Source organism: Candidatus Enterococcus wittei, assembly GCF_002140175.1.
GTDB classification, from domain to species: Bacteria; Bacillota; Bacilli; order Lactobacillales; family Enterococcaceae; genus Enterococcus_B; species Enterococcus_B wittei.
In genome coordinates this window covers 362,846-378,680 of sequence record NZ_NGMO01000001.1, presented here as the reverse complement: position 1 = coordinate 378,680, position 15,835 = coordinate 362,846, and the positions used below count along the sequence as shown (strand labels likewise).

The 15,835-nt window shown below is 38.1% G+C and carries 7 protein-coding genes; all 7 read left to right on the top strand.

Annotated elements, in window-relative coordinates:
- On the top strand, nt 1-1,167 hold a 1,167-nt coding region (locus A5844_RS01320; protein WP_086283264.1), incomplete at its 5' end, for a 2-oxo acid dehydrogenase subunit E2.
- A gap of 7 nt (nt 1,168-1,174) precedes the next feature.
- Nucleotides 1,175-2,581, top strand: a complete 1,407-nt coding sequence (gene lpdA / locus A5844_RS01315) for a dihydrolipoyl dehydrogenase (RefSeq protein WP_086283263.1) — start codon at nt 1,175-1,177, stop codon at nt 2,579-2,581.
- Between the two features lie 1,326 nt (nt 2,582-3,907).
- Nucleotides 3,908-10,501 (top strand): hypothetical protein, encoded by a 6,594-nt coding sequence (locus tag A5844_RS01310; protein ID WP_086283262.1) that lies wholly within the window; start codon nt 3,908-3,910, stop codon nt 10,499-10,501.
- A 661-nt stretch (nt 10,502-11,162) separates the two neighbouring features.
- Nucleotides 11,163-11,438 carry a UPF0223 family protein gene (locus A5844_RS01305; protein ID WP_086283261.1) on the top strand — a complete coding sequence of 92 codons (276 nt, stop codon included), beginning with the start codon at nt 11,163-11,165 and terminating at the stop codon, nt 11,436-11,438.
- A 4-nt stretch (nt 11,439-11,442) separates the two neighbouring features.
- On the top strand, nt 11,443-12,216 hold the full coding sequence (locus A5844_RS01300) for an inositol monophosphatase family protein (protein WP_086283260.1): 774 nt from the start codon (nt 11,443-11,445) through the stop codon (nt 12,214-12,216).
- Between the two features lie 228 nt (nt 12,217-12,444).
- Nucleotides 12,445-14,274, top strand: coding sequence for a translational GTPase TypA (gene typA, locus A5844_RS01295; RefSeq protein ID WP_086283259.1), 1,830 nt, complete (start codon nt 12,445-12,447; stop codon nt 14,272-14,274).
- Nucleotides 14,275-15,051: 777 nt separating this feature from the next.
- On the top strand, nt 15,052-15,835 hold a 784-nt coding region (locus A5844_RS01290; RefSeq protein ID WP_143353695.1), incomplete at its 3' end, for a RecQ family ATP-dependent DNA helicase.

Sequence of the window (15,835 nt, the reverse complement as noted above, 5' to 3'; positions counted from 1 at the left end):
CAAAATGACAAATCTGTAGAAGAAATTCCTTCTCCAGTCACAGGAACAGTGAAAAATATCGTGGTTCCAGAAGGAACAGTTGCAAATGTTGGTGACGTATTAGTCGAAATCGATGCACCAGGACACAATACGTCAGCAAGTAAACCAGCAGCAGAAGCAACAACGCCAAAAGTAGAAACATCAGGTTCTCCAAGTGTGGTTGAAGCAGCTAATCCAGACAAGCGTGTATTGGCTATGCCGTCAGTACGTCAATTTGCTCGTGAAAAAGACGTTGACATCTCCCAAGTTCCTGCAACAGGCAAAGGTGGTCGAGTAACAAAAGAAGATATTGAAAACTTCTTAACAAATGGTGCTGCACCAGCAGCGACGAAAGCTGAAACAACACCAGCTAAAGAAACGTCTGAAAAACCAGCAGGAACAAAAGCTGCTACACCAGCCAAAGCCTTTAAATCAAACTTAGGGGATCTTGAAGAACGTGTAGCATTAACGCCAACACGTAAAGCAATTGCCAAAGCAATGGTGAACAGCAAACAAACAGCGCCACATGTGACGCTACATGATGAAGTGGAAGTAACAAATCTTTGGGATAATCGTAAGAAATTCAAAGAAGTTGCCGCAGCAAATGGCACAAAACTTACTTTCTTACCTTACGTTGTAAAAGCTTTGACAGCTACAGTGAAGAAATTCCCGATCTTGAATGCATCCATTGATGATGCTAAACAAGAAATCGTGTATAAAAATTACTACAATATCGGAATTGCTACAGATACCGATCACGGTTTATATGTACCAAACGTAAAAGATGCAGATCGTAAAGGTATGTTCGCTATTGCTGATGAAATCAATGAAAAAGCTAAATTAGCACATGATGGGAAATTAGCAGCAGATGATATGCGTAATGGAACGATTACGATAAGTAACATTGGCTCAGTTGGTGGCGGCTGGTTCACACCAGTTATCAATTATCCTGAAGTGGCGATTTTAGGTGTAGGTACAATTGCACAACAACCAATCGTAAACGCTGAAGGCGAAATTGTTGTAGGTCGTGTGATGAAACTTTCATTAAGTTTTGACCACCGAATCGTTGATGGTGCAACGGCGCAACAAGCAATGAATAACATCAAACGTTTATTAGCTGATCCAGAGCTATTAATGATGGAAGGATGAGAAACAAATGGTAGTTGGAGATTTTGCTGTTGAATTAGATACAGTTGTAATTGGTGCGGGACCTGGTGGCTATGTAGCTGCCATCCGCGCTGCTGAAATGGGTCAAAAAGTAGCGATTATCGAAAGAGAATATATTGGCGGCGTTTGTCTAAATGTCGGTTGTATTCCATCAAAAGCTTTGATTGCTGCAGGTCATCATTACCAAGAATCACTTGATTCTAGCTTATTCGGTGTCACAACTGAAAATGTCTCTCTAGATTTTACAAAAACGCAAGAGTGGAAAGACAATAAAGTCGTTAAAACATTAACTTCAGGTGTAGGCTACTTATTGAAGAAAAACAAAGTAGAAGTCATTGAAGGGGAAGCTTTCTTTGTCGATGATCATACTTTACGTGTGATCCACCCAGATTCTGCTCAAACTTATTCTTTTAACAATGCAATCATTGCAACAGGCTCTCGTCCAATCGAGATCCCTGGATTTAAATTTGGTGGTCGCGTGTTGGATTCTACAGGAGCATTGGCATTGAAAGAAGTACCGAAAAAATTTGTCATTATCGGTGGCGGTGTTATCGGTGCTGAATTAGGCGCTGCTTATGCGAATCTAGGCGCAGAAGTCACAATTCTTGAAGGTTCCCCACAAATCTTGCCAACGTATGAAAAAGACTTGGTGAAACTAGTGGAAGATGACTTCAAGAAAAAAGGCGTGACAGTAGTTACTAATGCAATGGCTAAAGAATCTGTAGATAATGGCGACAGTGTGACTGTAAAATATGCGGTCGATGGAAAAGAAGAAACTGTGACAGCTGATTATGTCATGGTTACAGTGGGTCGTCGTCCAAATACTGAAGACATGGGCTTGGAACAAGCAGGTGTCGAAGTAGGCGAACGTGGTCTGATTCCAGTAGACAAACAAGGTCGGACAAATGTTTCTAACATCTTTGCAATTGGAGATATCGTTCCAGGTGCCGCATTAGCACATAAAGCAAGCTATGAAGCAAAAATCGCTGCAGAAGCGATTTCAGGCAAGAAAGTAGCAGTGGATTACAAAGCAATGCCTGCAGTAGCTTTTACAGATCCTGAATTAGCCTCTGTTGGTATGACGATTGCGGAAGCAAAAGAAGCAGGCTTAGAAGCAACAGCTTACAAATTTCCATTCTCTGGAAACGGTCGTGCCCTATCTTTAGGGAAAACAGAAGGTTTCATTCGATTAGTGACGACAAATGAGGACAACGTAATCATTGGTGCACAAATCGGTGGAGTTGGCGCAAGTGATATGGTTTCTGAATTGGCTTTAGCTATTGAATCCGGCATGAATGCCGAAGATATTGCTTTAACGATTCATCCACATCCTTCATTAGGTGAGATTACAATGGATGCTTCTGAATTAGCATTAGGTTTACCTATCCATATCTAACAGAATAAGATGGAAATATTGACGCAGTTAAGTGGCATTGACCATTTGACTGCGTTTTTTGTTAAAAAGAATGTCTCGTTAACTTTAATACTATAGGAAGATGAAACTATTAATGATTTTACAACTAGGGAAATATAAATGGAATTCATATTATTAGTGTTAAAGTATTTTTGTAAATAAAAATAGAGTTTTTTTTTTTGAAAAAATAGTTCAGGTGGTTATTTTAATAGCAATTTTTCTCATAGGATGTGGATTAAATAGCGATGAGATAGTATCTTCTTCTCTGAAAAGAGACGAGTGGTAGTCAAGAAACAAGCCTTACAACTAGTTTAAACAATAATGAATCAACAAGTACTACATACACTAAATAGACAGCCTCCATAAATTCCTCTGATCTAATCGAAAGTAAAATAGCTAATACTAAAAATTCAATCATTCTATCAGAAACATCTACAGGAACATCTACAGGAACATCTACAGGAACATCGGTGAGTGAGGTGAATCTATTAAGTAATTATTCAAATGAACAAATTGAATATATATGAAGTGTACTTCAAAATGAACAAAGTCGATTACCATTTCTAAACTTAGACGACTACTTTTAGCACTACTAATATGCTTAGTAAAATTTCCTCACAATCAAGTTTATTTAAACTATCTTTTTGTAAATCTAAATTTGTAATCTGATTGATAACCAAACGTATTCTATTTTCAAAAAAATTACTTCTCACTTAAATCTTTTGTAACATAACTTTATCCAAAATGATTAAGTGAACATAGATTTTATTACGGGTTTATGAACACAAAAACTAAAGAATTTTTTATAAAATAAAGTATTCAGAAACAGGTAGAATGTGAACATTGTCTGAGGAGTTCTAAAAAAGTAGATGGAATGGATGACTTAATTTTTAAAGAAGGCAAGTGAAATGTAGGAATCAAGGGAGTCTTTTGATTTCGTATGAGTAAAACTTGAATTTGAATAACCAATAAAATATTTATTTCAAGAAAAATGAGGAGTCACGTACCTGAAAAAACTATTTTCTGGGGTTGATAAAAAGAGGCACAAGCTAGCAAAGAATGAAGTGAATGTTAGCCTCTAGCTCCATTAAAAATCTGATGAAATCTCTATCCCAGAGTATATTTATAATAATACGCATAAAACTACAAAATATCACTTAAAATTTTTGATGACTCAAGAGTCTTAAGTTTTTTTTAAAATGTGTCTTTGAGGTTTTGTATTATTATAGAGAGGGGAGTTTAGGAGGGATTTTTTTATTGTATAGATGCAAAAAATTATTCTAATAATTTCAATGAAGGAGTGAAAAAATGCCACAAAAAGGAAGGATACAACTGAAATCGCAGATGCCAAACAAAGGAGGAATACCACAAGCTATCTTTAGAGAAAAAATTGGGAAAGCAAATAACGAACGTAATGACAAGAATAAGTTAGGATTTGACCAAGCAAGGTTAAACGATATTGCCAATAATATGGGACAAACACCAGCCCCCGATAATTTACTGACATTAGAGGGAGTACTTTTTTTATCGCATATCTTTCGAAATGTTCGCTTAGTTGATTCTCCCGAACAACAGCCGGTCATCAAAAAAAATGCTCCAGCCTTTGAAGCGACTACACGGATTGACGTGAGAAGAGAAGCGAATCATACAAGGATTCATTCCTTTGTTTCAACCTCCACCATCAATCGTGGGCGAATCCAGTCCTTGAATACGAACCAGACCATGTCTCAACCGACAACATCGATCGCTCCCCTGTTTGCCAGTACGAGTTTTCTTTTTGGGAATCAGACGTTTGGGAATCAGACATCAGCGTCCGCCCCACAAGATGTCGACATAGCGAAGAGGGCACATGAATTAAGTGTTTTTTTTCATCAGAAAGTTCATGACCTCTACCAACTGGTGAATTGTACCACCACGAGAAGGACCGATCAGGTGAAGACCTGGATCGTCACAGGAGCAAGTGTAGAACAAACGAGTTTTACCACGGTTTGTCAAGAAGCAATCGGTAAAGCTGAGGCACAAAACAACCAAGGAATGAAACAAGAAAGTGAGAATCCAACTTTTTCTTCTCACTACATGACTAATACAACTGAACATGGGTTCCGCCCTTTTTCTGCGGAAGAGGCAGCTCAAAAACTAAGTAAAGCCTTTCAAGCAGCTTTTGAAAATAAACATAACGCTACAATAGATACCCCAGATCATATACATAATCAAGTGACAGAAACATTTTGGAATGGATTAACGGAACGATTATACCAGTTTTTTTACCAACATAAAAATATGGCTTCTACTCAAGAACAAGCCAGTGGTGGGTCTTGGATGTCGCATTTGGTGGATTTGTTACTACAAACTTTTTCGATAGATTATGGAAAACAAATTCCCTCTAACCCACTATTAGACAAGAACCTAAATTATCTGGTGAAATCACCATCTTCTAATCTAGCAATTCAACCGAAAAAGAAACAACCAGAAGGAACACCCAAAACGGTATCGGAACCTGTATTAGGAATGATACCTGAAACGGTATCGGAACCTGTACTAGAAATGACACCTGAAACGATGATGAAAAATGAGTCTGTATTGAGCCTTGAAAAAGAGAGTTTTTTGCCTCAAGTTTGGCAGCTAGCCACAGATTTTTATGAAGTAGTTGATGGCTTTCTCCAACAATCCATTGGTCTCCAGTTTTTAGGCGCCGAGGCCATGCCGTTGCCACCTACTAGCATACCTTCTCTAGAATTAGAGGAAAACCAATTAACATTCAATGAAACCCAGATAAGCGAGACAACTACAGAAAGCAGTCACGTCAACGGAACGACTCCTTATGTTAAGGGGGCTGAATTAGAGGTGACGCTAGATGTAGAAAGAAATGATACTCAGGAGATCAATGAAAAGATTCAAGCTTTCTTGCGGGAAAATGCCAATGATCCAACAAAGATAGTAGTTCAGGAGACAACGGAAGAGTCCCATCCGCCTGAATGGACGAGTGAACAAAAAGAGAACATCCGTCAAAAAATCGTTGATTTCTTCACTGAAAAAGGAATTGCCGGTCAAGAATCTAATGCCAATGAATTAATAGAGACAATCGGTGAGTGGGTGCTCCTTGAAGGAGCCTCTCCCGCAATGCTGGATATGGTGAAAGTCAAACAACTTGCAAAAGTTATTCTAGAAATGGGGGAAGAGGCAGTAATTTCAGAGGAACAAGCAGGTCTAACTGTCGGATCATGGGTCTATGAAACAATGAAAGACATTCAACCGAAGGCTTTAGATCTGGTCGCAGAAACGACAACACAACCAGAAGAGGTGAGTACGCCCCAACCAATAAGTACAGACAACAAAATCGAGAGGGATGGCATTCAATGGCGGGATCCTCATGTACGAAAAGCAGTGGAAGCTTTTTTACGGAAGAAGATACTCTCACCGAAACCAGCCAAAGAAGAAGTATTGATCGCTATGGGAAAACGGATCACAAAAGAAGAAAACAACCAATTGGTCTTCGATTATGAAAAACTTCAGTCTATGGCACAAGTGATTTTGAAAGCATTGCACCTCCATGACAGAAAAAACGGAGAGAAGATCTCAAATAAAGATGCCGAATTAACGGTCATGAAATGGGCTTTTGAAACAATATTAGAAAGTTCGATTGAAGCCTACATGATCAAAAAACTTGTGTCGGCACCTGATATCGATCAATTGACCATGGGGCGTTTGAGGGAGTTATTCACCGTTAGAAACTTGGAGAAAGAAGGATTGATTCAGTTGGATGTTTCTACTCTTTCTCAAAAAGAAAAGACTTTCTTTAACAAGCTATGGAATTTATTCCTCCAGCGAGAGTTACCCAATTATTTTTTGGATAGCAGTGGCTTAGCGGATGATTTGTTGATTTCTGATTATTCCTCCTTGATGCAGTTAACAGGAGCGAAGATTTTAAAGGAAGGAGAGTACCAATACCCCTTTAATCAAGAAGAAGCTCGACTGATGGGGGAGCATTTTTGGCAAACCATCCTTGAAAAAAAAATCACCAGCTATGAAGAATTCCGCCATCTCCTGATGCCTTCTTTACTTGCGGTCGCTCAACTAGAACCGGATTTGTTACGGGAGGCATTGGCTACGGGCACCTACAAAGAAGTGGCGATCAGCACATTTATAGGATACCAACAAGAAGGCTATTTTCAACTGGTTGAACATCAAGAGCTGCTCAATCGTTTGTATAAAGCCTATCAAGAAGCCTTGCTTCAATGGCGTCGAAAAGAGGCGTTAGCCACCACTGTGGCACAGACGTGTATCGATAGGTTTGACTCTTCCTTTAGTTTTTATGAAATCAAACAAAGGTATCTTGAAGGTTCGATCAAGCCATGTCCAGACATTGAATGGTTTCAACCGAAAATAGAAGACGTGTATACTAAATTGACAAAAAACGTCTCCGAGGCCCATGTTCCCTTTGATAAAAAACTGGTTGAATTTGCGTTGAATGCAGTTGATCAAGAGGAACGTGCGTTTATTTTTTCGGGAGGGACTACCCTTTACGAGGGATTTGCCGAGTTGAAAAATGAAACCCATTATACAGGTGGTGCGCCAGGAACAGGTGGAATGTTACTGATTAATTTGAGAGGACGAGTGACGTGGGAGGATACCACGCTTAGTCTCGACAAAACGGATCTGTTTGTGGCTGTTCAAGGGAATGAAGAACGTTGGTATGCATTGAAGAGACTGGATGAAGAAGGGGGCTATATCCTTTATCGAGTCGATCAAGATCCCTTATCCTACTTCAAATATGGGTTATTTAATCGGAAGGATCTTTGGGAGAAAGGGTATCAACAAGTAGGAAATGAGATTCGCATCGGGGATAAATACTTTCAATTCTCTGCTCGTGTGAATCGAAGCAAGAAGTTATCCCATGGGGTGGAAATGGAACCGTTGATTGAGACATTGAGTCATAAACATAGTGATCAATTGTACAAGCAACTCTACGATTCGGGAAACGATAAATCGGATACCGAAAAACTTTGGGAGGTCATCAAGCATTTCATCCCATTTTATGATTGTGTGACAGGGATCATCAATCAAGATACTGGTGAAGCAGTTACTTCGTGTACGATTGATGCGTTGCTTTTCATTCCAATAGTGGGACAAATCACTTCTCTCAATATGAAATTTGCGTTAGGGGTGGCTCGAGCGTTTGCCCGAGGAGGGATTCGAAGTGTCATCAAAAATAGTCGCCATTTTCTTCCGAATGTCGCTGAAATCAGAAAACTGGTTTGGAGTCTCGCACAGGCGATTGATCCAGGATTTGAAACGATCGTAGGTGGCGGTCGACTGGTGATTCAGAAAGCCTTGAAGTTCAAAAATGAATTTCGAGTCGGAATGAAAACCAAAGCTCTGTTAGAAAAAATAGAGATCATGGAGAAAGCCCGAGAGGCGTTGAAAAAAGAAATTGTGATGGCAGAGTTGAATGGTTTGGAAGTTCCCGTAAAAAAGATGAGTGGAGATCTATATATGCGGGTGACTAATTTGGACACTTCGGAGGTATTTGGTGGCTTGTATGTATTGAAAGGCAAACAGTTAGAACCTTATAGAGGGCCTGCCAAATTTACAACAGAACAACTAGAACTGATCGATCGTTTAGAATTCAAACTGGATAAAGATCAGATGTATGTCGTTAAAAACAATCCTGATCCCCAAGCCTATGGCGAAGGAAGGATCACGACAGTCGCAAAAGAAGGGGAAGAGACGAAACGCTTTATTCGAATGAAAGGGAAACTGATTCCGGTGGGGATGCAGTCCATCGAAGGACACGGTGTCCGAATGTATATCAAGGATCCTGCGGCGAAAAAGTTTTTACCAGTGAACTATAACGGTATGGAATGGTATTTTGAAGCCCCGACTTCCCACTCTATACCCAAAGAGGTAGAGACAAAAATCGTTGAGCAGTTGGATCACTTTGAAACACAAAAGAATCCTATTTTTATTTCTGCCTCGGAAAGTAGAAATGGCTTGATGTGGGACGGAACAGACAGATCTTACATCAAGATCAAGGAGCATTACATTCCGTTGATTTTACTGGATCAGAAGTTGAATCGCTATCATTTAGTGAAAAAAGATTATAATGAAGCGATGACAGCACTGAGATTTGATGAAAGAAAAGGCCAATTTCGTTTTGAGACAGAGTTAGAAAGAAAGCAAGTACTAGAAGCTTTCTTTTCTGAATATTCAATGGCGCGACAACGAAAAGTGAAAAAAACAATCAGTCCTTCAAGAGGAGGAAAAGAACCCAGTCCTTCAAGAGGAAGAAAAACAACCAAGATTTCTAAGGGAAGAAAAACAAGCAAGATTTCAAAGGGAAGAAAAACAACCAAGTCTTCTAAGGGAAAAACAGCCTCCTGGAAGACGTATCCACCTTTTAATGTGATCCCAAAATCGCCTGGGCATGCGAAGGAAATGACGAAATTTAGAAACGCAATTGCCGTTGAACATGGTTATAGCCCTTCAAGAGTCGTAGATCCCAGTGTTTCTCTTGATGAATTTTCTGCTTTTCTGCCAGAGAGACCTCCTATCTATTTTGAGGGCGAAAAAAGGATACAAAAAATTTTAAAGAAGATGATTCGTAATGCTTTACCTGCAGAACCTAAACGTAAATTTCGGGTATATGTTGGTCTTAAGTCAGAGAAAGCGCCAGTTTATATCAAACTTTTTCAAAAAAAACTTATATCAGGTTTTAAGGAAGCACAGGGAACCTGTAAAAAAGTAAAAAAAATATGTGATGATTTGTTAGAGAAAAAAATGCTTACAAGAACTAAAAAAGGGAAGTATTTGATCCAACTTTTTCAGCTAGAAAAGGTAACGAATCAGGAAGAAATCTTACGAGAAATCATCACGAGACTGAGGTCAATAGCTGGAAAAGGAGAAGCCTACCTTCAAAAAGTAGCAGATTATAGATTTGATAATATTTGGATTGTTTCCACTAGTTTAGTTCGTAAAAAAGGAACAACAGAATATTATTCAGTTTATAAAGAATTAATAGAGGCACAAATTCAAAGAGTTGATCCGGAATGTAGAATGATTATTTATGCGGATGCATTCCACTTGGATCCAGCCATTGATCCATCGATAGAAACTACGCCTGTTGGACGTGAAGTAATCTTACATGAAATGACACATATCCTCGAGGACTCAGAGGATTGGGTTACTTATCATTCCGTCGATAAGGGTTTTAGTAAAAGTGCGCAAGATGTATTAATGGATTATAAAAGTATCTACGAGAGCACTACTTTGTTAGAATCTACGCATTTTAAGGAATTTGCACGTCATGTGGCGACATCGTTGGACATACCAACAATATCAAAAGAGGCTGTAGCTAGAGCAATAATACAGTTCCCTATGTTACGTGCGAATTTTCAGCTGATGGATGCAGAAATGATTATGACCATCCTCAGAGATTTTGCTGATGGTAGGGAATTTACTCAACGACCAATTGTAAAACGGAGTGTTAATGATAATAAAACTGACCATAAATCAGGAAATTGGGAAATGTTTACGTACCTAGCATTGGGACACATACTTGGTGGAGGGATCTTCGAAAGAAATCTTCAACTGAATAAGGCACAGGAACAAACTACAACAATAACAATGGCTAACGTAAGTGTAAATCCAACAAACAAAGAAGTAACAGAAACTGTAGAAATCGCAAAAGACACAGTGGATAGAAGTTCCTTAAATTTAGTCACTGATACAGTTCCAAGTATCGCACCATCTGTCTCAGAACAATCAGTAGGCACAGAACGCCTAAAATCTACAGTAAAACCAAGTTTTCATGATCTTGTAGTCAGGGGTATAGCAAGAAGTACTAAGGGGAATTCCAATTCAACACAAGTAACCCAGAATCAGAAAGAATTTCAACTATACTAACCAAGTGATATATGAATTTTTTCATCAAGTACAAAGAAGAACGGAATAACATGATGGAGAAAAAAAGGGAACACTAGTGAGGGGTGACAAGCTGAGTTCGATTAATAGTTAATTTACGAAGATTGATTAAACCATAAATTATGTGTCCCAGTGAGTTTAGAAGCAATGATAAAAACTATACTTAAGGTTTGAAATCATTTGACCGATTTCAGTCGAAGTATACTTTTAGAGTAAAGAAACAAATTGAAAAGAATAATTGTGAACAATAATGAGGCGCCACTGACTAAATCACGCAGGTAGTAGTATTCAATATTAACATCTCAAACAAATACATAATAAGCTTCGATAACTCTTGTTAAGCCTATTGCAAGTGGAGCTTTTCAATTTTTTGGTGGATGTTATATTGGAGGATAGACATTAACAGTATTCACTTCAATGATTTCACAATTTATATAAAATTTCGAAGTACCGTAAAATCTTCAATGAAATGATTGGCTATATGAATATCTAGCCGAATGATCGTATCGGCAGGAAAGAAAAAAGAAAGAGGTGGCAACTGTAAAAATGTTATGTAAACCTAAGCTGAAAACTGGAATTATTGGAGGATTCGTTTATCCTGTGATAAACTAAGTAGGACTACCAGAAAGAGGAGAAAATCAAGATGCAGGACTATCAATACCCACTAGATTTAGATTGGACAACCGAGGAAATGGTAATTGTTATGAAGATGTGGGAAGACTTAGAAAAGGCAAATGAACAAGGGATTTCTAATGAAGCTTTTTTGAAATCTTATCAACGATTCAAAACAGTTATCCAATCGATTGGTGAAGAAAAACGTTTAGGTAGAGAATTTGAGAAAGTTTCAGGGTATTCTTTGTATCGAACAGTACAAGCGGCGAAAAAGAATTCAAAAAAAATGTTGAAAATGAATGGGTGATCGAATGGATACACTGATTGAGGAGATCAAAAGTTGGTTAACTGAAGCTGGGAAAAAAATTAAACAACAAAGTGAAAGCTTAACTGTGTCACAAAAAAACAATCGCAAAGATCTCGTGACGAACATGGATCGTGAAATCCAAGAATTTCTCATTGGAAAAATCCAAGAAAATTATCCGAAAGCCCGAATTTTGGCAGAAGAAGATGGTTACAATGAATTATCAAGTTTAAAGGGACGAGTCTTTATCATCGACCCCATTGATGGGACCTTGAATTTTGTAGTTGAAGGCGAAAATTTTTGTATCATGTTAGCTGTTTATGAAGACGGTAGCGGCCGACTAGGATTTATCTATGATGTGATGAAGGAAACACTCTATTGGGGTGGTCACGATATCGGTGTATTTCAGAACCAGTCTCGCTTAGTTAAGCCAAAGGATCAATCGTTAGCTAATGGTCTCTTAGGTGTAAATAGTTATTTGTTTGGTCACAATCGGTTCAATGTACGGACGATTGGAGAAAGAAGCCTTGGTGTACGCATGTGGGGGTGCGCAGGTTTGGAATTGATTGCTATTCTAAAAGGACAGCATATAGGTTATATTTCGAATCTGAGTCCTTGGGATTATGCTGCTGGGAATGTGTTGCTTGAAGAATTTGGAATGAAATATAGCGGTCTTTTCGGAGAACCATTACGTTTTCATGGGAGAGAGTATTATTTAGCGGGAACGTCACGTGCTTATGATGAGATCCGTTCATTGGTCCATTCGGAAGGGAAAATTTAAATGCAGTCTATCCCATATCGAAGAGGTTTTTAGATAGGGATAGACTATTTATTTTGGCACATAAATTCGGGATTTTACATCTATTTTTAATGTAAAAACGTAAAAATATTAACTTTCTCGAAAAAATGAAAACATTTCACTATATTTCATGAAAAAAGTTTGGTATAATAAACAGTCGAGTAAAATTGCCCAGCCATAGAGAACCGATAAAAAAAGGAGTTAGATACATTGAATAAAAGAAATGATATCCGTAACGTAGCAATTATCGCCCACGTTGACCACGGAAAAACCACATTGGTGGATGAACTATTAAAACAATCTGATACATTAGATGCCCATACACAATTACAAGAACGTGCGATGGATTCAAACGCACTTGAAAAAGAACGTGGAATTACGATCTTAGCAAAAAACACAGCGGTTGATTATAAAGGTATTCGCGTAAACATCATGGATACCCCTGGACACGCGGACTTCGGTGGTGAAGTTGAACGTATCATGAAAATGGTCGATGGTGTTGTTTTAGTTGTGGATGCCTATGAAGGTACAATGCCGCAAACACGTTTCGTATTGAAAAAAGCATTAGAACAACACATTACACCAATCGTTGTCGTAAATAAAATTGATAAGCCTTCAGCTCGTCCAGAATACGTAGTAGATGAAGTCCTAGAATTGTTTATTGAATTAGGTGCAGACGATGAACAATTAGATTTCCCAGTGATTTATGCCTCTGCGTTAAATGGAACTTCAAGTTTATCAGATGATCCAGCAGATCAACAACCAACAATGGAACCAATCTTTGATACAATCATCGATGCCATTCCCGCTCCTGTAGATAACAGTGACGAACCCCTACAATTCCAAGTTTCTTTGTTAGATTATAATGATTATGTTGGACGTATCGGGATTGGTCGTGTTTTCCGTGGAACGATCAAAGTTGGTGACCAAGTAGCATTAATCAAACTTGATGGAACAGTGAAAAAATTCCGTGTAACCAAACTTTTTGGGTTCTTCGGTTTGAAACGTTTAGAAATCCAAGAAGCAAAAGCGGGCGATTTGATTGCTGTTTCAGGGATGGAAGACATTTTCGTTGGAGAAACAGTGACACCTGTCGATCACCAAGAAGCATTACCAATTTTGCATATTGATGAACCAACCCTACAAATGACTTTCTTAGTGAATAATTCACCTTTTGCTGGTCGTGAAGGAAAATTTGTTACCGCTCGTAAAATTGAAGAACGTTTGATGGCTGAATTGCAAACAGACGTTTCACTTCGTGTGGAGCCAACCAATTCACCAGATGCTTGGACAGTTTCAGGTCGTGGAGAATTACATTTATCAATCTTGATTGAAAATATGCGTCGTGAAGGTTATGAATTGCAAGTTTCTCGTCCAGAAGTTATTGAAAGAGAAATTGATGGTGTGAAATGTGAACCATTTGAACGTGTACAAATTGATACCCCGGAAGAATATATGGGAAGCGTGATTGAGTCATTAAGCCAACGGAAAGGCGAAATGCAAGACATGATCCATACAGGAAATGGTCAGATCCGTTTGACATTCTTGACACCTGCTCGTGGATTAATTGGCTACTCAACAGAATTCTTATCGATGACACGTGGCTACGGAATCATGAACCATACATTTGATCAATATTTACCGATGCTTCCAGGACAGATCGGCGGACGTCACCAAGGGGCTTTAGTATCGATTGATACAGGAAAAGCAACGACTTACTCTATCATGAGTATTGAAGAACGTGGAACAGTCTTTGTCGAGCCAGGAACAGAAGTATATGAAGGTATGATCGTCGGAGAAAATAGTCGAGAAAATGACTTGACAGTGAATATCACAAAAGCAAAACAAATGACGAATGTACGTTCGGCAAACAAAGACCAAACATCCGTGATCAAGAGACCAAAACAATTGACACTGGAAGAATCTTTAGAATTCTTGAACGATGATGAATACTGTGAAGTAACACCAGAAAGCATCCGACTAAGAAAACATATTCTAGAAAAAAATGCACGTGAAAAAGCATCTAAAAAGAAAAAATAATCAGTGATGTTTCATATTCATTTAGGTGAACGTAAAGCGGTGTTAGGTAGAAGATTCCTAACACTGTTTTTTTGTGGATTTCCATCGGTGTTGACCTTGAGTGTCTATGAAATCATTAAATAAAAAGCCTGGCATCGCTTTACTATTATTCATTAAATTTATCTCGTTGTGAAAGCTGTTTTTTTAAGGTATGAGAGAAATGATTTTTGGTAAGGTGAAACTGAATAAATTTATTTTTGTTATGAACGAATATTTCTTACAAAACGCCTTTTCACTAGCTAAGTTAGAATACTCTAAAAACAGCTTTGCTACATCAGAGTTTTTCAATCAATTGATAGGATAGAAATAACAAAGAATGAAGGTCAACTAAGTAGAATAAAAAAATAGAACATATGTTAAGAGTAAAGAAAAATAGAATATACTCTTTTTTAAACTGTGGAGAACTAAAAAAATCGCAGGGATAAAATTCAAGAATCACGCTAAAAATCTTTTAAAAGTCTTTTAAAAAATTCTGGTTTCGGCACTTTATGTTTCATATATACTGATTGTTTCACAAGAAGATGGTTGCTCTTCAGGAGATCCAGAAGTAAAATAGACAAGTATAAGATAATGGAGCAATTATTTTTTGTCATGAAAATCTTCTTTGGAAACCTAAAGATGTGGTTTTTGGAATAAAGAATGATTTTTGAGATATTATACTCATTTGCTTACGTATGAAGTAGAAGAAGAGCTCAACTGGTAATGAGTGCCAGAAAATCTTTAGAACGGAGGGTATGGATGAATGAATTATTAAAAAAACATTTTGGTTATGAACATTTTCGGTCTGGTCAAAAAGAGATCATTGAAAAGATCATGAATCAAGAAGATGTTTTAGGTATCATGCCCACTGGAAGTGGGAAATCGATTTGTTATCAATTACCAGCTTTAGCCTTGCCAGGTGTGACAATTGTCGTTTCACCACTGATTTCATTGATGAAAGACCAAGTAGATGCGGCTAATCAGTTAGGGATTTCTGCTACATTTATCAATAGCTCTTTAGATGGGTATGAAGTTGCGCAACGTTTCCGTTCACTTGACACAGAGGAGTATCAGTTGCTGTACATTGCTCCTGAACGGTTTATCATGCCTGATTTCATACAAGCTATGCAGCGGTGGCGTATTGCCTTGATTGCGATTGATGAGGCACACTGTATCTCACAGTGGGGACATGACTTTCGTCCAAGTTATTTGCAGATGGCGAATGTATTAGAAACCTTACCAAACCGTCCAACTATCGTGGCTCTTACTGCCACTGCTACTCTTCAGGTGGCATCAGATATAAAAAGACTATTGAATATCCCTGAAAACAATCATATCCAAACAGGTTTTGCAAGAGAAAACTTGCGATTACAAGTAATCAAAGATCAAAAAAAAGAACAGTATTTAGTAGAGTATTTAAAAATAAACAAGGATCAATCTGGGATTATCTATGCATCTACACGAAAAGAAGTGGATCGATTATACCAATTACTGAAAAAATTTGGTTTTTCAATTGGTAGATATCATGGTGGATTATCAGAAA

Excerpts from the sequence above, each read along its gene's own strand:
- A5844_RS01305 (WP_086283261.1), top strand. The coding sequence starts at position 11,163 with ATGCAGGACTATCAATACCCACTAGATTTAGATTGGACAACCGAGGAA.
- A5844_RS01310 (WP_086283262.1), top strand. The coding sequence starts at position 3,908 with ATGCCACAAAAAGGAAGGATACAACTGAAATCGCAGATGCCAAACAAA.
- lpdA (WP_086283263.1), top strand. The coding sequence starts at position 1,175 with ATGGTAGTTGGAGATTTTGCTGTTGAATTAGATACAGTTGTAATTGGT.
- A5844_RS01300 (WP_086283260.1), top strand. The coding sequence starts at position 11,443 with ATGGATACACTGATTGAGGAGATCAAAAGTTGGTTAACTGAAGCTGGG.